The sequence below is a fragment of the Pseudoalteromonas ulvae UL12 genome, assembly GCF_014925405.1.
GTDB lineage: Bacteria > Pseudomonadota > Gammaproteobacteria > Enterobacterales > Alteromonadaceae > Pseudoalteromonas > Pseudoalteromonas ulvae.
The window spans coordinates 145,407-166,303 of record NZ_AQHJ01000034.1 but is presented as its reverse complement, the minus strand read 5'-3'; the positions used below and the strand labels follow the sequence as shown (position 1 = coordinate 166,303).

Genomic DNA, 20,897 nt, shown 5'->3' with positions numbered 1-20,897 from the left:
GAAATGACCCGAAATTTGCACTAGAATGCGCGGGTTTCCTCCCCTTTTTTGGACCATAAGACATTATTATGTACACATCTTCTGCCATCGAAAATACTCATCTTCAGCCTTTAAAAGTGGGAATAATTGGTGGTGGCGTCGCAGGTTCAACCATCGCTTTGCGTTTAGGTGAAATTGGGGTTGATGTAACTGTGTTAGAGCAAGGGCCCAGTTTAGTAAATGGCCCGCCATTTTGTCACTTGCATGCGGGTGGTAATTTATATCGTGAAATTTCTGAACAACAATGCTTAACCTTGCTTCAGCAATCCATCGATACGCTAAAAGTTTACCCACTCAGCGCTAACATTCGTCCAACAGTCATTGCAGTGCCTAAACATGACTCAGGAGATCCCCTTGATTACTTGCCAAGATTAAGCAAACTACAAGCATTTTATCAGCAACTAGTAAAGCAAGATCCTAGCAATCAAGTGCTCGGTAAACCGAGCGATTATTATCGTTTATTTACACGCGAAGAAGCGCAAACGTTGGCTAAAAAACATACTCCAATTTCAATTAACTCATTGGATGATTGGCTGATCCCAGTTGCTAAACACATTAATTTTGAACAATTAAAATGGCCGATTATTTTAGTACAAGAATACGGGTTAAGTGCGTTTCGCCTCGCCGCAATTGCAAGTTTATCTTTTGAGAAAATGCCCCATTGCAACATCCAAACTCATTGCCAAGTGCAACACGTTCAATTTCAGGATCAACAATGGCAAGTGAAAACCAATCAAGGCCATCACCAGTTTGATTATCTAATCAATGCCGCTGGCTTCCAAACTGGTGAAATTGACGATATGGCTGCACTCACTCGAGAGCGTATGGTCGAATTTAAAGCCGCTTATGTCGCTCATTGGCCCGAAGCTGTTGGCCATTGGCCTGAAGTGATTTTTTTAGGGCAACGCGGCACCCCCAATGGCATGGCGCAACTAACCCCGTATCCTGGTGGGTATTTTCAACTTCATGGTATGACCAAGGACATCACATTATTTGAACATGGCTTGGTTAAAAACACCCGCCACAGTGCACAACCAAAATTGCCTGAGCACCTATTAAATCAGGCGCGTCATAAATGGCATGATTTTGAAGTGACGCAACGAAGTAAAAAATCGATTTCACATCTCGCACAATTTTTGCCTCAGTTTGCCAGTGCCTTACCAGCAGGGAAACCGTTATACGGGGCACAACAAATTCCTGGGGATGATCCCACGCTTAGAGCCGCCAATGTCTCGTTTGAAAAGCATAATTACGTACGCGCAGAAATCGTAAAAGCGTCTTCAGCATTACGTGCCAGTGACGAAATAGTCAAAGATTTAGTCGCAAAAGGCTTCGTTGATAAACAAGCTCTTCAACTCGGTCATCTATTTACTCACACTAAAGCGGTCAATAATCAAGCTGTTTGCGAACTTGCGCAACGTTTAGCACAAGAACGCAATTATCCGATTGAGCTTGCCTTAACGAATTAACGACTGTTTCCACAGTTCAGCCACTTATTAAAAACATTGTAATAAGTGGCTAAATTCATCTAATACCACATCAGGGCTTTGCAATGAGATCGCCTCATTGTAATTATATCCGTATGTTAAACCGACACTTTGCATATTCGCCGCTTTAGCAGCCAAGATATCATTTTTAGAATCACCGACCATCACAGCTTGTTCAACAGAAGTACCTAACTGCTCACACGTATGTAAAAGAGGCTCAGGATGTGGCTTTTTGACGGCTAAGCTGTCTCCACCAAGAGTGATTGAAAAGACATCTCTTAGCTTAAAATCGCTTAAAATAGGGTCGATAAATCGCATCGGTTTATTCGTCACTAACGCTAACTGCAATCCGCTTTGTTTCAGCTGCATTAAAGTATCAAACACCCCGTTGTACAAAACACTGTGCGTAGTAAGATGAGCTTGATAATGGGCCAAGAAAATAACCAAAGCATCGTTAAAATGACTCGAATCTTGTGAACTGTCACAACCACAATACTGCAAGGCTCGCGAAACTAAGGTCTGGGCACCATTGCCAACCCAACTGCGTATAACAGGCTCTGGAGCAGCTTCGAAGCCCAAATCAGTTAACATCAAGTTAATTGCTAAAGCCAAGTCGGGAGCACTGTCAAGTAAGGTACCATCCAAATCAAAAATAACGAGGGTTTTGTTATCAAACTGCACAGCCTATCCTTTATTTTATAGGTATTAATAAAGCCTATTATACAGATAAACTCACCCTGCAATATGCGATGCATGCATTTAAGTGATTCACTTAATGATTTAAGAATTGTTGTTGATAAAAGGTGACAAAATTGGGGTCTTGGGCACTTTCTTTCCACCAACGGGTCATGGCGGCTTTGTATTCTTGTGTTGGTTTTAACTGATTTAATACTTGATTGACTCGGGTAATCACTTGCTTACCCCATTCATTTTTCGGGCATGCAACTTGCCCCATCGAATAAGCTGCTTGGCCATAAATCTGAGCCATTGTCAGTGGGCTCTTTCCAACTAACTGATTGCTTTGTAAGTAATATTGCACCTGAAATGGATAAGCAATTGTATAGTCTAAACGCCCCAAGGCAACCATTTCTATTAAACCATTAGGTGATTCGGAAGCTCGGCGATACACATGACTAATAGGCTCAACATCTGCAAGGGCGGCATCTGCAACAGCTCCATATGAGCGCGATTTATCTAAGCCTAAATACAAATCCTTGCGAGCAAGCAAGTGAGCTAAATCTAACTGTTGACCTGCAATTCCTTTACTATTTTTGTTCAAAAAAACGAGCCGATTACTTGGGTGTACAATACTGGCTTGTGAAAACAGCATGAATTTTTCACGTTCTGGTGAAGAAAATAAAGCTGGCAAGCAAACTGTTTTTTGTGAACGAATCTCGAAAGTGGAACCAGCAAGGCTACTGACTTCTATCGAGTGTTGATATTCAGGCATCTTGCGAATGATCTGCTCTAGAATAAGATCAATAAACCCTTGTTGTTTATATTGACCATGAACAATAGTCGAAGGCGGAGCATGATTTAACTGCCAAATAATCCGTTCTTGCCCATTAGCAGAGCAAGCAAATAGAAAAAGGCACAAATAAACACATTGAAAATAGTCACGATGCCAAGACATCAATTCAATCCAGATGAATAAATAAGCTAACTAAATTGATAACATAACAGCGTGAAAAGTGATAATTTTTTATACAAAAAATCAACAATACAGACAAAATGATGAGTTTTTATCCTGACAAGTGCTTTATCGATATAAAGCACTTACATTAGGCAGTCATTATCACGTCAGCGGATCTTTGACCAATTTAGCTAGCACCACACGTGACGTCTACCTTCAATTTTAATTATAAAGACTTCAAAATAAGTGGATCATACAGAGCTAAATCAAGAGTAACATTGTATTTTTGGGCTTGAACATCCAGTTCAGCCTGCCAAATAGCAAGTTCATCCATCGTGATCATATTATCATCAAGCTGCCATAACTGACGGTTTCCAGAATAGTAAAAGTGCAATGCATGCATTGCAGAAACATCGCCCTGCGCAACCGCATCTTTCACTTTTTGTAACTTTCGAGTTATTTGATTCAGAGCTTGTTTCAAGTGCCATACATACACCACCTCAATCATAAACGAATGATCTTTGTATTTACCAATTCCCGCCCCGATCAACAACGAACCGCATATAACCCCGAATAAGTTCCAATGGAAGTGAGTGCCATCCTCTGAAGGGAACAGCGCTATCAAGGTTTGCGATATAGATAAACTCAAGACTGACAACCCTATAATTGCCGCCACAATAATAATATTAAGGTGTTTTCTATATCGTGGCTTATCAACTTCTTGTAATTGCATGTAACTCTCACACTTAAAAAGATGAGGTATTCTACCTCAAAATTTACCTTTAATTAGACAAATACCACACAGTAACCAAAACTAAGTAAAGTTCCCACGTTGAGAGACATTACATGTTTAATCTTCGCCAAAAAATCACCGTTCCTATCATTGTTGGTGTCAGCTTTATTTTGGCTGTTACATTTTTCAGTATTTTCAAACTCGAAGATCAACTCTTTGCATACCGTAATCTAATTAGCCAACAAGTGTCTCAAGCCGAGGCTATTTCAAATTTACATCTTACTTTCAAAAATCAAGTTCAAGCTTGGAAAAACTTATTAATTAGGGGCAATAACCCCAAAGAAGAACAACGATACTGGTTAGAAGTCCAACAACTCAACACCGTGATTCGCCAAAACCTCCAGCAAGCAATCAACCAGAGTACACAAGACGATATATCTAATTTGCTCGCCTCATTTTCAACTGAACATAACACTGTATTCAGCGCTTACCAAAACGCTTACAAAGGTTTTTCGGCTCATAAGAATCCCTATACAGCTGATGCCCTCGTTAGAGGGAAAGATCGCAAAGCCAGCGAACTGTTATTTCAAACAAATGAACGGATTCATCAATACGTAAACACCGAAAAAAACCAACTCAAAGCTCAACAAACGTTTATTTCGGTCATTTTACCCACTATCAGCATCGTATTATCGGTCATTTTTATTGTTTGTATTATTATAATTTTGAGACGCTCAATCATCACTCCATTGAGTCGGTTAATTGAAAATATGAACCAGATTGCAAATGGCCAATACGATATCGTGATTAGCTACGACAAGGATGACGAACTTGGCCAGCTTAAGAATGCTGGTAATGACATTAAAAATCATATTGGCGAATCTGTTTCTAATATTTCTATCGTAAAGCAAGAGGTAGAAGAGGCCTTTGCGGAACTAGCAAAAATGAGTGTGAAAATATCTGACGGTGCCGAGGCGCAAATGATGTGCACTCAAGATATGGAACAAGCAATGACAGGCCTCATGAGCATCGCTAATGAGCTAGAAAAAAGCACCCAAAATTCGATGGCCTCAACACAAAAAGTGACGTCTATGTCGCAAAGCTGTGACCAAATAATTGATCAAACTGTCACTGGTATGGACAATTTAGTCCATGGTATTGAGCAAACCACGCTAATAATTAAAGAATTAGAGTCGCAAACAATCGGTATCAGCAGTGTTCTTGAGGTCATTACATCCATTGCAGAACAAACAAACTTGCTTGCACTTAACGCTGCCATTGAAGCGGCTCGAGCCGGAGAAGCGGGAAGAGGGTTTGCGGTGGTTGCTGACGAAGTTCGTAGCCTTGCAACAAAAACACAAGAATCAACCCTCAGCATTAACACAATTATTCAATCCCTGCAGTCAAGCTCACAAAAAGCGGTCAATGCAATGGAACAAGAAGTCATTATCAGCCAAAAAAATGCAGAGCAAACCGCTCATGCAAAAACAGCGTTAGGCGATATCATTAATGAAATGACTATGATGACACAAGATAATCAAGGGGTGGCTCACCTTGCCAGCCAACAAATGGCCATAAGTGACCAACTCAACCACAACCTTAAGCTATTAAAAGAACTCTCTGATAGCTACACCGCAATAGCCCAGAGCGACACTGTGAGCAATGCCGTCGAAAACGCCACCTCAGACCTACAAAAAATGGTCAATAATTTAACCGGGAATTTATCCCACCAGCAACCTGAGTTATTTTAAAAAATTAAATACTCATAAAAAGCTTGCATTACTTAGGGTCAGAAGGTAAAGTCCACACCTTGGTTTATCACTACTACCTCTCAGTGTTAAAATCTAGTTGTAATGCCCTTCCTTACCCTGATCCAGTAAGCCAGCATTAAAAAAATCGAAAGCTGAATTATTGTACGGCGAAAAATAATAACGCATGTCTCGTTATTAAATTAAATCCATGTTAGAGAACACTTAGGTGTTTGGAAAGATCGTCAAAACTGTATTGAAGCTTATTTTAAAATTTTGTTCAGCTAAATTGCTGAAATCATATTTATTGTGAGTTTTCTATGTCATATACATATAATGGATCGTTGATCCAAATAGCACATCCAGTGCAATCAATTTCTGTAAATAAAAGCAATGTAATCTTTGCTGATAAATCGGGACAAAAAAACACCCGATTTGCTTCTACAAGTGAAGCACGACTGTTTGTTAAATGGCTTAAAAGCAACTAAAAACAATCAGATTTACAGCATAAAAAACGCAAGCTCATGCTTGCGTTTTTTATGTCTAGCAAATTAAGTCCAGCAAACTAAATCCACTTTTTAAAGCGAAAATACCCAGCCAAACCAAAAGTGAGCATTACCAGCAAACAAACAAAAATGGTAAACGCATAGGGGTTATCAACCCCCGGTACACCACCAATGTTGATACCTAACAGCCCAGTTAAAAAACCCAACGGTAAAAAAATAGCCGCCACAATTGACATAATATACATACGCTTATTTACTTGCTCAGAAATCACATTTGCGATTTCTTCATAGACAATTTGTGCTCGTTCGATTGCCATATCGAGCTCTTCAATAAAGCGCGTTAAGTGGTTAATACTTTCGGTGAGTTGCTGTTCTTCATTTACATCAAACCAAGAGTATTTGGCAGATAGAAACTGCTTCAATGCATCCCTTTGCGGTTTAATATAGCGTTTTAAGGTGATTGTTTGCCTGCGAATTTGCGATAGCTCTTGATGGGAGTGATTACTTTGCCCTGTCACCAGCTCTTGCTCAAAGCTATCGAGCTTTTCATCGAGATTATCTATCACATTCTCCATGCGACTAATTAACCCTAACGAAAGCTGACTAATTATTTGCGAGATAGAGAGCGGCCCTTTACCCGCCAATAATGTCTCTTTGAGATGGTTAACTGATAATAAGCGCCGTTTTCGAGTACTGATTAGCCTATGTTCGTCTGCATAAATGCGGATAGACACCATATCTTCAGGGGTTTGCTCTGGGTTTAAATTCACACCTCGTAAAAATAAAAGGCACCCTTGCTCTATGGCAACAGAGCGTGGCCGTGTTTCACCCGCAAGCAGAGAGTCGCATGCCAACGAGGGGAGCTGTAACTTATCTCGGATCCAGCTTACGCTATCGTGTTGTCCATAATCAAAATGCAGCCATAACTTCCCATCTGAAGGTTGCCAGCGCTCGACTTGCTCCGCTGTTAACTCTACAGCGCCACCATCGCCATTTAACAATAACGCATGAACTAAACTCGATGTCATTATTATTCCTATTAATTAAATACATAAACAATTGTCACTAAGTTATACTCTAATAAGTCAAAACGCCTAGTTTTTTCAAATAATTTTTATATTTCATACTTTTAAGAGGGTTCAGCATGAATGATAAATTTATGGTAGGTTGGCGTGAATGGGTCGCATTACCAGATTTAGGCATTACAAAAATTAAAGCCAAAGTTGATACTGGTGCCCGTACCTCTTGCTTACATGCATTTAAAGTTGAGCCTTTTGATAAGGATGGCGCGCAATGGGTACGCTTTTGGTTACATCCCAATCAACAAGATACGACTTTTGAAATAGTATCAGAAGCAAAAGTCATCGATATTCGTGAAGTTACAGACTCCGGTGGACATACTGAGAATCGCTTTGTTATATCGACTGATCTGCATATAAACGGCCAATCTTTTCCTATTGAAGTTACTTTAACCAATAGAGAAAACATGATGTTTAGGATGCTATTAGGTCGCACAGCGATGAATGGTAAAATTACCGTTGATCCTCAGGCTTCCTATCTCACTCAATTTAAGGAACAAACACTATGAAAATAGGTATTTTATCTCGTAATAAAAATCTTTATTCAACACGCCGCTTAATCGAAGCAGCAGAGCAAAAAGGCCACGAGGTGAAAGTGATTGATGCACTTCGTTGTTATATGAACATTAACTCCGACAAGCCTGAAATTCACTTTAAAGGTGAAAACTTGACTGAATTTGGCGCGATAATCCCGCGTATTGGATCATCAATCACGTTTTATGGCTGCGCCGTATTACGCCAGTTTGAAATGATGGGCGTTTACCCTGTTAATGAGTCAGTAGCTATTTCTCGCTCTCGTGACAAATTACGTTCTTTGCAGCTACTTTCTCGTAAGGGTATTGGTATGCCTGTGACCGGTTTTGCGAGCAAAGCCGATGACATCAAAGATTTATTATCTATGGTCGGTGGTGCACCTGTTGTAATTAAATTACTGGAAGGCACTCAAGGTATCGGCGTGGTACTGGCTGATACTCGAAAAGCTGCAGAAAGTGTCTTAGAAGCCTTTATGGGTCTTAAAGCTAACATCATGGTGCAAGAATATATTAAAGAAGCCGGTGGTGCAGACATTCGCTGTTTTGTAATCGGTGATAAAGTGATCGCCGCGATGAAACGCCAAGCACAAGAAGGAGAATTCCGTTCAAACCTTCACCGTGGCGGCAGCGCATCGTTAGTAAAAATCACCCCTGAAGAGCGTAAAACAGCCGTTGATGCTGCTAAGGCTATGGGTCTGAATGTTGCGGGTGTTGATTTACTCCGCTCTAGCAGAGGACCGTTAGTGATGGAAGTAAACTCATCACCAGGCCTTGAAGGTATCGAAACAGCCACTGGTAAAGATATTGCCGGAATGGTGATCGATTTTATCGTTAAAAATGCGTCATCAAAAAAGACCGCAACTCGCGGTAAAGGCTAATAAAAAGCACCGAATAAAAAAGGCCTGATGGCCTTTTTTATTTACTAAAATTTATACTGATACGTTAAACGCAACTGCCGTCCTTGCCCTGGCACTTCACCATTTTCAACTCGCGGATCAAACACGGCATACTCTTTATCAAATAAATTCATCCCTTTGACACTGACTTTATGCTCAGGTGTGAGCTGCCACTGAATACTCCCGCCAAACAGCATATAACTTGACTGGCTAAAACGCTCACTAAGCTCAAGATCAACGTCAACTCTATCACGCCAATTAGCGTTCAAACTGATTAATATATTATCTAATCGATAGGTAACAAAGCTCGATGCGAAACGTTTAAAGCTCGCATTTTCTGGGTCATCAAAAAGGTGTGTACCATTGATCCCCCACTCTAAACCACTTGAAAATTGCCAAGTAACTGTACTTTCAATACCTTGAATTTTTTTATCTATCGCATTGGCAAAAGTAAACTCCGCATCACTATTTGGCGCAGGCACTTTATTAATAAAGTCATTAAGATTATTTTGGAAAATAACGATTTCGGAGCTAAAAGAGGCATCGTTAAATTGCCATACCAATTCTGTTGTTTGAACAAACTCAGAGGTTAAATTAGGATTACCGGTTGTTACATCATCATTGGAATACAGCTCATTGGTCACCGGAGTTCTAAATGACTCGCCATACTGTAACTTTAGGGGATGCTGTTGCAAGCCACTGTAAACAAATGCAAAACGAGGCGAAAGTTTACTTTCAATACCAATTACATCATCAAATCTAGCACCAAAAAAAACTGTTAAGTCACTATTGTAACGCCACTTCACTTGGCCATAGAGGCTATTTTGGTCGATGGCTTGTTTGAGCAATGCATAATCACTGAACTCTTGAACCTTTTGCCCTCCAGGAAGGTAAAACTGATCAGACAAAGCTATTTGGCCATTTTCTAAATCGAAATAGTTGCTATAAACACCCGCTTGAAACTGATCTGCTTTTCGTAGCTCAAATCCTGCTGCTAAATCCAAATTTTCACTTAAACGATGTGTATAATCACTGCTAAATGTCAGTTCTCGGGTACGCCAATAGGGGCCCACTAAAAAATCATTCGCAACGACGCCAGCATCTGACGGTAAGACCATTCCCAAACTCGCGATTTCATGAAGACCATAAAACAACTTAGAGGTTAGGCTTGATCCTTCATTTTTCCACCATTGATAATTGACACTCAAATAAGCATTTTCGCTTTTATGTTTATTCTCTTCAGAGTAACCTCCGAGATTAATAAATTTATCTAAATTTGCCCGATTAAACCGACCATTTATATGCCACTGTCCTACGGTTACTCCTAACTCAGCATACACGGACTCCAATGGATCACGAACCCCTTGATGATGCTCACCTGTTTGATGATCAACCGCCAAATTAACAAATGCCGTGGCACTTTGGCTTAATTGCTGATGCCAATTTGCTGACATTTGCCACAAACCATGCTCCCCAACACCCAAGTTGACATGATTAGCTTGTTTTTGAGTAATAATATTCATCACCCCCAAAAAAGCGTTACTTCCATAGAGCGCAGAACCCGGCCCGCGAATGAACTCAACCTTTTCTATAATGGCTGTCGGTATAAACGGGGTATAGACTGATGCCTTACCAAATGAGACTTCGTTTAAGCGCTCTCCATTAACCATCATTAAGATGTAACCGTTATCTAAATAAACGCCTCGAGCGTGATCTTTGGGAACTGCGCCGACCCAATCCCCTCGAGTAGATTGAAAACCGGGAATAAAGTTAATTAAGTCATAAGCATTATTAACAGCTAAGTTCTCAATTTGTTGTTTAGAGAACACGGTGATAGAAGAAGGTACAGATTGCAGTGTTTCGTTAGTTTTACTGGCCAAATCAATATTAACGTCCAGTAATTGCTCAAAGCTCAGATCAAAAATATCCTCCGTACCAGATGAAGCCTGACACGTAACAGAAAACAATAAAGGGAAAATAATAAGTGCTTTAATAACTGCAGCCTCTTAAACGACACTTAATAAAAAGTATCAAAAATTTAACAATAATCAAACATTAAAAATAAAACGAGATGATTAATCATGGACAAGTAATTTAATTGTTCAACTTATTGATTCTTTTTTTTTCAATTAGTTGATTCAGATAAGGCTTTTTTACCACTTTAGGTGTGCGGTTAAGGATCATTACGGGTCTCACCACAAACAAATTATTCGGATATAAAATACGATGCCCTTCTGCATGTTCCAAAATAACATTCATCAAGCCCATTTCGACCACTTTACCTTCAACAAAATTAGCGCCGTCGATCACTCTGACCCAATAACCGACTCGACAATCATTCTGAATGAACATTAATAAAAAAGACGTTAAATTACTTAAAAGTGACCATGCGGCAAAGAGAGCAACACCTAACATCGCAAATAAAGACGACCCTAAAACTAATAACCCTCGAAGCTCAATCCCCAAAAAGACCAACACTAAACACACCATAACAATGGCTAAAATAATAGTGAGTAATAATTCAGCTCGATATTGGCGATGAGGATCGATCCGACCCTTGACCATGTTAATTAACAGTTTTTTCTGTAACTTAACCAAGAAAGGAAAAAGTAACAGAGCAAACATAGTCACGATTAATTTATATTGCTCTAATACAAGTTCAACAAGTGTTATAAACATTCCAGTGAATACCCAATCATTACAAGAGGAGGATTATAATCTTTAAAATGCTAATTTTGATACAAAATGGCAAATTTAAATAAAATAAGCTTTTGTTTTCAATTATAAATAAATCTACACTGGATAAAAATAACTCAGGTTTAAGTTTATGACATTAATGCAACGTGTTTATTATGTAATACTCAGTTTCGGTAACATAATTTCACTTTCTTGCTTCTGGTATTGGCCGAGTAAAACCACCGCAATCCTATCGCTTTTCACCCTCGCGTACTCACTCGTTGGCTTCTATGATCTGAAGTTCAGTAAACATAGCTTAAACCGCCTCTACCCTGTGGTGGCATATATTCGTTACTTCCTTGAGTCATTTCGTGGCGAAATCCAACAATATTTTATTGCTAATAATACCGAGGAAACGCCCTTTAATCGTGAACAACGCTCACTTGTTTATCAACGCTCAAAAAATGTCAGAGACACCATCGCGTTTGGCACACAACGAGACTTAATGGCCACTAATTACTTGAGCTTGTGGCACTCCCTGAGCCCCACACAAGTAACCGAACCACACCGTAGAGTATTAATAGGAGGTCGAGATTGCTTGCAACCTTATAGTGCAGATTATTTAAACATATCTGCAATGAGCTTTGGCGCATTAAGCGCTAACGCCATAGAAGCTCTTAATTTAGGTGCTAAAATTGGCGGCTTTTACCACAATACAGGCGAAGGCGGAGTCAGCCCCTATCACTTAAAGCATGGGGGGGATTTAGTTTGGCAAATTGGTTCAGGGTTGTTTGGTTGTCGCAATGCACAAGGGCAATTTGATAGCGAAAGTTTTACCCAAATAGCACTCAAGTCACAAGTCAAAATGATTGAAATAAAACTCAGCCAAGGGGCAAAACCAGGTCATGGTGGCGTGCTCCCTAAAGCTAAAATCACGCAAGAAATTGCACAAATACGAGGGGTTGATACCCATCAAGATTGTGTTTCGCCTGCGGTCAACCCAGAGTGCCAAACCCCAAAAGATTTATTGGCATTTGTACAAAAACTGCGAAACCTCAGTCAAGGTAAGCCTGTTGGCTTTAAGTTATGTATCGGCAACCCCGCAGAGTTCCTTGCGATTTGTAAAGCGATGCTCGAAACCAATATATTACCTGACTTTATCACCATTGATGGCGCTGAAGGTGGCACAGGTGCAGCCCCTGTAGAGTTTTCAAACCGACTCGGTTTAACATGCTTGGAGAGTTTATATTTAGTCAATAGCGCACTGATTGGCTGTGGTATTCGCGATAAAATAACGTTGATCGGAGCAGGGAAAACAGCATCAAGCTTTGATTTAGTGTCAAAAATCGCCGTCGGAGCGGATGTAGTCAATGCCGCGCGGACTATGATGATGGCTCTTGGCTGTATTCAATCTTTAAGTTGCAATACCAATATGTGTCCAACGGGCATTGCAACGCAAGATGATGCCCGCGGTAAAGCGATAGATGTACCAATCAAATCTCAACGCGTAGCTAATTTTCAACGCAATACGATTCATAACTTTTTCGAACTGATAGGAAGTATGGGCCTTAATAACCCCAAAAGTCTCACCCCTGAAATGCTCAAAAGACGCACTCAAAATGGCTTACTCCTTTCATACGGAGCGCTCGTTCCGACCTTAAAAGAAAACGCGTTAATTAATAACGACCACCTCGATTACCCATGGTCACAGTGGTGGCCTCGTGCGTCGAGTGAACAATACACAGTGAATCAGTGCGATATGCTAAAACCACCTAAAATAGATATCAGAGAGCATCTATAATCAATAAATCCTTATCCACTAATGCAGGCCAGCAACTATGATTGACGATCAGGCGCTGATACTTATCCAAGCTATCTGTTTAATCAATGGTTTTGCTTGCTTTGCTTGGGGTGTAATGGCTTACCCACTTGCTATCGCCCCTCACGCTAGTCGCATTTACTCCTTAGCAAATGCACATGTCTTTATTGGGGTTTTTCTCACGAGTTTAAGAGCCGATTATAACAACTACTTAACTTGGCAGATTGCTGATTTTTTTACATTATCAGGATTTTATTTACTTAGGTATGCCACTCAGCGCTTATTTAAACAGCCCACAACGGCAAAATATGATGGTGGATTTGTGCTGCTAGCATGTTGTGTTTCATTGCTTTTTTCTCCAGAACCCAGCTCCGACCATGCTTTAGGCCTAATTTTTTCTATTTTTTCAGCCCTAGTATTTTTTTTGTTGTCGCTTGATTTATATCGAAATGCCCAATCAATGACCTCACGTAAGAGCGCTGTATTTTTGGCCAGTCCGATTATTCTTCTCGCTGGTATTTTTGCTTTTAGGGCCTGTTTTTTACTGATTTTTGGTCAGAATGCATCACCCTACACAGCCATAAACACACACGAAGCAATTCCTATGCTGTGGTTTTATTTGCTGCTCGCTCTGCTAATCAATTGCACTATGATAGGTGCAGCTATCATGCGACTAATTTTGAAGGTTCGCCAATACGCAAATAACGATCCCTTAACCCAAACTCTCAACCGACGGGCCGCATTTAGAGAAATAGCCCAATTACAAGCGGCGACACCTCACCAGCCTTTTGCAGTGTTATTAATTGACTTAGACCACTTTAAACACGTTAACGATACATTAGGCCATGATGCAGGAGACAAGGCGCTGATCGTGACTTCTCGACTTTTTGAACAGAACTTAACCAGCAATGATTTATTATGCCGTTATGGTGGAGAAGAGTTCCTAATTTACCTCAATAATGCCAGCCCTGAGCAAGCCCACAGTTTAGCCGAAACACTCTTGCATACTCTTGCAAACACCCCATTTACTTGGCTAGATTCATGCACCACCCTATCAGCGAGCATTGGGCTAGCTCATAGTTCACAAACAGACAGTTTCACTGACTTGATACACAAGGCTGACTTAGCCATGTATCAAGCAAAAGCTGCGGGACGAAACTGTATCCGCAGCATATGATGGTCTTATGGCTTATTGCGACGAGCACGGTTTCCTGTTTTTTGACCGAAACTGCGTTTTTTGGCACGACGCTTTTGCGCTGACTTACTATTTTTTCGATTATCTACAGGCTCTTTAGTCAAATCAGGCTCATAACCCGCCAACCACTGCTGTGGTAAACGCTGATCAAGCACAGATTCAATCTCCTCAAGTAGCCAATTCTCATCAACACTCAATAAAGAAATTGCCGTCCCCTTTTCACCCGCACGCCCTGTTCGGCCAATTCGGTGAATATAATCTTCCGCAATATATGGCAGCTCATAATTAATCACATATTGTAACTGCTGAATATCAATCCCCCGAGCTGCAACATCCGTGGCCACCAACACACGAGTTTTGCCTTCTTTAAACTCAGTCAGTGCTTTATCGCGCGCGCCTTGAGATTTATCCCCGTGGATCGCGAGAGTTTTTAAACCATCTTTGCACATTTCTTTAGCAAGCTCGTCGGCTGTTTGCTTTGTACGGGTAAACACTAAGACTTGTTGCCAATTTTTCGCACCAATCAAATGAGAAATTAGCTCGCGCTTACGATCCGCATCTACGGCATAGACGATTTGTTCAACATCTGCCGCGGCAGTATTTCGCTGATCAACTTCAATGAGAACAGGCTCATTAAGAAGCGTTTTACTCAATTTGAAAATCGCATCATCAAATGTCGCTGAAAACAGAAGTGTTTGTCGGTTTTTAGGCAAACGGCGCAAAATACGATTAATTTCATCAATAAAGCCCATATCAAGCATTCGATCCGCTTCATCGAAAACTAAATATTGAATTTGATTTAAATTAACAGTGCCTTTAACTAAATGATCAAGTAATCGCCCAGGAGTCGCAACAAGCACATCCACTCCGGATTTAAGCGCTTTAATCTGCTCACCAATGCTGACCCCACCATAAGCCAGTGTTGATTTAAGATTGCTATGCTGACTGTATGTGTCAAAACTTGCTTGCACTTGCTGAGCAAGCTCTCGTGTCGGCGTTAAAATCAATGCCCGCAACTGTGGCTTTGGCAACGATTGCTCAGACAACTTTTGCAAAATAGGTAAAGCAAATGCAGCAGTTTTACCTGTGCCAGTTTGAGCACCAGCCATCACATCTTTACCAGCTAAAATTTTCGGGATAGCTTGTGCTTGTACCGGAGTCGGCTCTAGATACCCACATTGAGTAATTGCGGTTAAAAACTCTGAATTTAATCCTAATGCTGCAAATGACATAACTGACTTACTTGAAATTCTAATGAGTGCCATTTTAACAGATAAAACTGAGTTATTAGCGACAAAAAAAGGCGCTTTATGCGCCTTTTTTAAACCTAAAGAGTATTTAAATGTACATTAAGGTTTAAGTGTTTCTTTTCGTTGATTATAAAAAGCAATTAAATCATCCACTGTCTCTTGGCAATACTCACGAATTCCCGAGACAAGCATGCGCTTCTCACCTGTGCCAACCAATTCTCCATTTTCTAACAAATTGAAACGAAGCAAAATTTTTCCTCGTTTACCATTGAGTTCAAACTGAGGGTCAGCAAACTCTAAAGTCGGAGCCTTAATATTCAAGTGATGTAAATCAATCGACATTGATTCATAAATAACCATAGGGCGCGATGGATTAATCATCACATCCTGCTTGCCCATCAATGGAATTATAACGTGTGGGAAAGTCGTACCAGAAAACTCAACATAGTTTTTTATTAGGCTATCGGTGAGTGTGCTACAAGTTGATGTTTCACCTGAACGCTCAACTGATAAATAGACTTTATCACCGTCTGTTAAATCAAATTTATCAGCGCCTTGCGGCATAATCAACTCAACAGTCTCATCGACCATACCACAAAAAGTGAAATGCATTTTTTCACTAATACCAAACTTATTGAGGATCAATGAAAATAATAAATCGCCAGGAACACAAAACTTTTTTGCATCAACATCATGCAGTGGATTAAAGTCATCTGCAACGCGTTTTGCAAAGCTGCTGCCTTGCTCACGACTAATGGTGATGCGATCGCCTGACTGCTGATAATAACTACTTAACATACATTACTACTTTATAAATTATAACCGACGCATTCTAGCAGTCATCAGACTGTAAAGAGGTCGAATCTGTTAATTACAACCTGAATGATTCAGTCTTAGAGCTGTAGATCTTTCGTGATGATTTTTGCATCGAAGGGTTCGGCTAAAAGCGTACTTATCTTTGTTGAGCAGTATTTGCTTAGAATGACTAGGCTACACAGCTCTGGGCGATAAAAACGCTTTCATATCGAACGAAATTCAACCACAAAAGATCAACAGCTCCAAGTTTACCCACAAAAAAAGCGATGAAACCATCGCTTTTTCTTCTGTTATTATTTTGCTGCTAAATAAGCTTGATATGATTTTTCAAGTTTTTTCGCTTGTTTCTTAGAGACCCCTATATGAGCTAAAGCGACACGTAAACGCGCTCGTGACATATCTGAACCTAGAATCTCCATCGCATCGACCACTGAAGTCGACGATGTTTTGCCTGTGATAGCAACGAAGATTGGCTCTAGGAAATCTTTGATTTTTAGTTCATGGTGAGTAGCCACTTGCTTGGCAATCGAGAAAATTTCTGTTTTATCCCACACTCTTACTGCTTCTAGTTCCCAGATAAACAACTGAAGCGCTTCACGAATGACATCTTCCTCTGCCTTACCCGCTGTTAATAATGCCGGATCATAGCTTGGCATCCCCGCTACGAAGTGACCGGCTAGCTCAACCATATCCGATAGCGTATTAATACGCGTTTTTGCCTGAGCGATGACTTTAGTCATCAATTGCGGATTGTATTTCCACTCAAAAAAGCGCTGCATTAACTGCTCATCACTTAAGTTTTCACGAATCCACAAACCATTCAACCAATTGAGTTTATCAATATCAAAAATTGGGCCACCAAGTGACACACGTTTCATATCAAAATGCTCAATCATTTCTGCTAAAGAGAACTTTTCGCGCTCGTCAGGCATAGACCAACCCATACGACCCAAGTAATTGAGCAAGGCTTCAGGTAAAAAGCCCATTTCTTTGTAGTAGTTGATCGATGTCGGATTTTTACGCTTTGATAACTTTGATTTATCTGGGTTACGCAATAAAGGTAAATGACCCAATGTCGGAGGCGTCCAACCAAAGTCATCATATAGTTTTAATAATTTAGGCGCAGAATTTATCCATTCTTCACCACGGAAAATATGGCTAATTTGCATGTGATGATCATCAACCACATTCGCTAAAAAGTATGTTGGGAAACCATCTGCTTTCAGTAGCACTTGCATGTCGACATTTTCCCAAGGAATTTCAATGTCACCACGTAAATAATCTTCAAAAACAAACGTACCTTGTGTCGGGATTTTCATACGAATGACATATGGTTTACCTGCAGCTAAATTGGCTGCGATCTCATCTTCAGAGAGTTTTAAACCACGACCATCATATTGCGGGCGAAGACCTTCAGCCACTTGTGCATCACGCATTGCGTCGAGCTCTTCACTGGTTGCAAAACAATAAAAGGCTTTACCATTTTCAACTAATTGATGAGCATACTTTTTATATAAATCACTACGCTCAGATTGGCGATAAGGACCAAACTCACCGCCCACATCAGGACCATGATCCCAATTCAGACCCAACCATTTAAGACTATCCATAATCGCTTGCTCTGATTCTCGAGTGCTGCGAACTTGATCAGTATCTTCAATACGCAAAACAAACTCGCCGCCTTGCTGTTTAGCAAAGCAGTAGTTGAAAAGTGCAATATAGGCGGTGCCTAAGTGCGGGTCACCGGTTGGAGAGGGCGCAACTCGAGTACGAATAGTCATTAATAAAATCTCTAAAAAATAAGTCTGTAATGGTCGCGAAGGTTAGCATAAAGTCCCGTAAAATCGTAGCGATATTACAATCTGTAATATATTTCTGATGACATAAAAAAGCCGCAATGAAGTCATTGCGGCTGACTGAATAACACGTTCATTTATACTTTAAATTCAGCAATGAGTTCTTCTAACTGCTTCACTTTGCCACCTAAAGCGATGGCAGTTTGTTCTGCACTTGCAGTTTGATTCACTGAATCATTGGCAATATCACTAATGGTGGTAATATCCTGAGTGATTTCCTTCGTCACCGCCGTTTGCTCTTCTGCGGCACTGGCTATCGATTGAATCATGTCATTTACCACAGCAGCCAATTCAACAATACGCCCTAGTGCATCACCCGCTGCTCGGCTATGTTCTACGCCTTCAGAGACCGCCTCAGTACCTCGCTGCATGCGCGAGACGGCCGTTTCGGTTTCTTGTTGAATCGCAGTAATTGAATCTGAGACTTCTTTGGTCGCTTTGGCAGTGCGTTCAGCTAAACCTCGAACTTCATCGGCGACCACAGCAAAGCCTCGGCCCGCCTCACCGGCACGCGCCGCCTCAATGGCTGCATTTAACGCCAATAAGTTAGTTTGCTCTGCAATAGAGGTAATAACACTAATAACCTGACCGATTTCAACACTTCTCTCACCTAAGCTACTCACCGTATTTGCAATCTCTTCCATCAAATCAGCGACTCGTTGTGAGCTTTGCACGGCATTACTCATAATCACTCCACCTTCGGAGGCGGCGCGCCCAGCTTCACTTGCTTGACCTGCAGCTTCTTGTGTTTGAGCTGCAACATCATTTACTGTTGCGGTCATTTCTTCCGAAGCCGCAGCAATTTGATGAGATTTAGAGGCTTGCTCTTGACTACCTGCATTAATTTGCTGACTGGCATTAGTAAGTGATTGACTGGCATCAGAGACACCTTTTGCTACAAAACCAATTTCTTTGATTAAACGTTGTAATGCACTTTGCATATCATTAATCGACGTTGCTAACTCACCCAGCTCATCTTCATGAGTGACTTCAATAGCGCTTAATAACAAGTTTCCTTTTGCGATCTCACCGGCATGATTGGTTAACCGTTTTAATCTAAATGTAATACTGGTCGACAACTTCCAGGCTATTAAACATCCGATTAATATCGCGAGAAAAGTGGTGATAAACAATGTATTTGTTGCTGTATTAAGGGCTTCTTTTAAGGTTGCAACACCTGTTGTAGCTTCATTAATTTCATCATCAGAGGCCGCTTCTAATTCATCTTCAATATCGGATAAATACATTTTCCCTGCTCTAAATAATGCTTGTTGAGCGTTGATTTTTGCCGAAGGAACCAGTGTTGAAAAAATATCCTCTGCATTTTGAACAATCGTCTGTTTTAAGCTCACAATCGACTGAAAAACCTGTGGTGCAATTAGACCTTGAAGTTTATTGAGGTATTGCTGGTACTCTTTGGCATCCTCTTCAAAGTCTCTTTTTGCTTCATCATCACCCGATACATATTTACCTAAGAAAGTTAATAGGTCATCTGTTTCATCTTCAATTTCTAGAATATATCTCAGTAAATCAACATTCTCTTTATTGAACTGTTGATCAACAGCATTCAGAGCGGCATTTTTTTGTGTGGTAAGCAAAGCTTTGAGCTGCCCACCAACTTCAAATCGCGTTTTTTTATACAGCGCTAGTGCATTTACTTCACGCTCGTATGAATACACATCAAAGACATTTTTCTCAATCTCTTGTTTATATTTATTAATATTATTGATTGCTTTGTCGAGTAATTGCCGTTGCTCTGGTGTGCTTGACTCTAAAGGCACCAATTGCTGATGAAACTTTTTGAATTCTTGATAGTTAGATTCGAAGTTAGATTTTGAGTTAGGTCGACCTAATGTATAGGCCATGGCTTCTGCACTCATATCCCCCATTTCATCTAGAAGTTGCAAATAGAGCAACACACCAGGAACATCATCCTCAGCGACTTCTGTTGCAATGTTGACTGAGGTATTTTGTTTTTGCCACACCACTAGGCTGGCAATAAACATTAATACTAATACTGTGCTAAAGGATAAATACAGCACTCTACCAATTGATAACTTCAAATTTCGTTCCTCTTTTTATGCTTTTTCTAAAATGCTTCTACATCAGGCCGCTGCACTTTATATCGACTCCTTTAAGATATAGTTGAGTTAAATCAATAAGAACAATATGCCAATAAAAAAAGCCCTAATTTTTTAAATTAGGGCTTTTTTGCAATTCACTCACTTAAAATAAGTACTCAATCATGGAAAACGTTTTTCTAAATAGCGGATAATATCGTTTGATTCATACAACCAAGTCACCTGATCGTTTTCTTCAATACGAAGACACGGCACCTTAACTTTTCCACCCTGTTCAGCTAATTCTTGGCGATACACGGGATCATCTTTCGCATCACGTAACGCAACAGGTACATTTTGACGCTTTAATACACGACGTACTTTCACACAAAATGGACAGGCATTAAATTGATACAAAGCCAATGCCTGAGCTTGTTGATCAACCATCGCTTGCGATTGCTCATCACGTTGTTGCCGTTTGGGACTAAAAATAAAATCAATTAATAAAATAATGCGGCCTAAAAACCAACGAACAAACTTCATATTTGCGCTCCAAGTCAATTTATTGCGC

General features: G+C 40.4%; 17 protein-coding genes. 6 read left to right on the top strand and 11 right to left on the bottom strand.

Annotation, left to right across the window (positions count from 1 at the left end; translation table 11 throughout):
• Positions 1 to 68 precede the first annotated feature (68 nt).
• Positions 69 to 1,508 (top strand): FAD-dependent oxidoreductase, encoded by a 1,440-nt coding sequence (locus PULV_RS17420; protein WP_086744393.1) that lies wholly within the window; start codon positions 69 to 71, stop codon positions 1,506 to 1,508.
• A 27-nt stretch (positions 1,509 to 1,535) separates the two neighbouring features.
• Here the strand turns inward: PULV_RS17420 and PULV_RS17415 are convergent, their stop codons facing one another.
• The 3 genes from PULV_RS17415 to PULV_RS17405 form a co-directional block, all read right to left on the bottom strand.
• On the bottom strand, positions 1,536 to 2,207 hold the full coding sequence (locus PULV_RS17415) for a phosphoglycolate phosphatase (protein WP_193332358.1): 672 nt from the start codon (positions 2,205 to 2,207) through the stop codon (positions 1,536 to 1,538).
• 91 nt (positions 2,208 to 2,298) lie between these two features.
• Positions 2,299 to 3,159 carry a TIGR02285 family protein gene (locus PULV_RS17410; protein ID WP_086744391.1) on the bottom strand — a complete coding sequence of 287 codons (861 nt, stop codon included), beginning with the start codon at positions 3,157 to 3,159 and terminating at the stop codon, positions 2,299 to 2,301.
• Positions 3,160 to 3,385: 226 nt separating this feature from the next.
• The gene (locus tag PULV_RS17405) at positions 3,386 to 3,892 is read right to left on the bottom strand and encodes a DUF3087 domain-containing protein (protein ID WP_086744390.1); all 507 of its coding nucleotides are present in this window, start codon (positions 3,890 to 3,892) and stop codon (positions 3,386 to 3,388) included.
• Positions 3,893 to 4,005: 113 nt separating this feature from the next.
• Here PULV_RS17405 and PULV_RS17400 point away from each other — a divergent pair, with 113 nt between their 5' ends.
• Positions 4,006 to 5,643 carry a methyl-accepting chemotaxis protein gene (locus tag PULV_RS17400; RefSeq protein WP_086744389.1) on the top strand — a complete coding sequence of 546 codons (1,638 nt, stop codon included), beginning with the start codon at positions 4,006 to 4,008 and terminating at the stop codon, positions 5,641 to 5,643.
• Positions 5,644 to 6,205: 562 nt separating this feature from the next.
• On the opposite strand, the gene PULV_RS17395 is transcribed toward PULV_RS17400, so the two are convergent.
• Positions 6,206 to 7,174, bottom strand: coding sequence for a zinc transporter ZntB (locus PULV_RS17395; protein ID WP_086744388.1), 969 nt, complete (start codon positions 7,172 to 7,174; stop codon positions 6,206 to 6,208).
• Positions 7,175 to 7,290: 116 nt separating this feature from the next.
• On the opposite strand from PULV_RS17395, the gene PULV_RS17390 reads away from it, so the two are divergent.
• Both PULV_RS17390 and rimK read left to right on the top strand, forming a co-directional pair.
• Entirely contained in the window at positions 7,291 to 7,734 is a 444-nt protein-coding gene (locus tag PULV_RS17390; protein ID WP_193332357.1) for an ATP-dependent zinc protease family protein, read from the top strand.
• Positions 7,731 to 8,636, top strand: coding sequence for a 30S ribosomal protein S6--L-glutamate ligase (gene rimK, locus PULV_RS17385; RefSeq protein ID WP_193332356.1), 906 nt, complete (start codon positions 7,731 to 7,733; stop codon positions 8,634 to 8,636). Before PULV_RS17390 ends, rimK begins: the two co-directional genes overlap by 4 nt.
• 44 nt (positions 8,637 to 8,680) lie before the next feature.
• Here the strand turns inward: rimK and PULV_RS17380 are convergent, their stop codons facing one another.
• Positions 8,681 to 10,621: a TonB-dependent receptor plug domain-containing protein gene (locus PULV_RS17380; protein ID WP_193332355.1), complete on the bottom strand. Its 1,941-nt coding sequence runs from the start codon at positions 10,619 to 10,621 to the stop codon at positions 8,681 to 8,683.
• Positions 10,622 to 10,748: 127 nt separating this feature from the next.
• On the bottom strand, positions 10,749 to 11,333 hold the full coding sequence (locus tag PULV_RS17375) for a mechanosensitive ion channel domain-containing protein (RefSeq protein ID WP_086744384.1): 585 nt from the start codon (positions 11,331 to 11,333) through the stop codon (positions 10,749 to 10,751).
• 148 nt (positions 11,334 to 11,481) lie between these two features.
• Here PULV_RS17375 and PULV_RS17370 point away from each other — a divergent pair, with 148 nt between their 5' ends.
• A complete protein-coding gene (locus PULV_RS17370; protein WP_193332354.1) occupies positions 11,482 to 13,131 on the top strand; it encodes an FMN-binding glutamate synthase family protein in 1,650 nt (549 codons plus the stop codon).
• Between the two features lie 37 nt (positions 13,132 to 13,168).
• Positions 13,169 to 14,326: a GGDEF domain-containing protein gene (locus PULV_RS17365; RefSeq protein WP_193332353.1), complete on the top strand. Its 1,158-nt coding sequence runs from the start codon at positions 13,169 to 13,171 to the stop codon at positions 14,324 to 14,326.
• A gap of 5 nt (positions 14,327 to 14,331) precedes the next feature.
• Here PULV_RS17365 and PULV_RS17360 read toward each other — a convergent pair whose 3' ends face one another.
• The 5 genes from PULV_RS17360 to PULV_RS17340 all read right to left on the bottom strand — a co-directional run bounded on the left by PULV_RS17360 (position 14,332) and on the right by PULV_RS17340 (position 20,869).
• Positions 14,332 to 15,576 carry a DEAD/DEAH box helicase gene (locus tag PULV_RS17360; RefSeq protein WP_193332352.1) on the bottom strand — a complete coding sequence of 415 codons (1,245 nt, stop codon included), beginning with the start codon at positions 15,574 to 15,576 and terminating at the stop codon, positions 14,332 to 14,334.
• 117 nt (positions 15,577 to 15,693) lie between these two features.
• A complete protein-coding gene (locus PULV_RS17355; RefSeq protein ID WP_193332351.1) occupies positions 15,694 to 16,392 on the bottom strand; it encodes a DUF3581 family protein in 699 nt (232 codons plus the stop codon).
• A 311-nt stretch (positions 16,393 to 16,703) separates the two neighbouring features.
• Complete coding sequence (gene gltX / locus PULV_RS17350) at positions 16,704 to 18,191, bottom strand: glutamate--tRNA ligase (protein WP_193332350.1); 1,488 nt, start codon at positions 18,189 to 18,191, stop codon at positions 16,704 to 16,706.
• 152 nt (positions 18,192 to 18,343) lie between these two features.
• On the bottom strand, positions 18,344 to 20,329 hold the full coding sequence (locus PULV_RS17345) for a methyl-accepting chemotaxis protein (RefSeq protein WP_193332349.1): 1,986 nt from the start codon (positions 20,327 to 20,329) through the stop codon (positions 18,344 to 18,346).
• 180 nt (positions 20,330 to 20,509) lie between these two features.
• Positions 20,510 to 20,869: a glutaredoxin family protein gene (locus tag PULV_RS17340; protein ID WP_193332348.1), complete on the bottom strand. Its 360-nt coding sequence runs from the start codon at positions 20,867 to 20,869 to the stop codon at positions 20,510 to 20,512.
• Positions 20,870 to 20,897 lie beyond the last annotated feature (28 nt).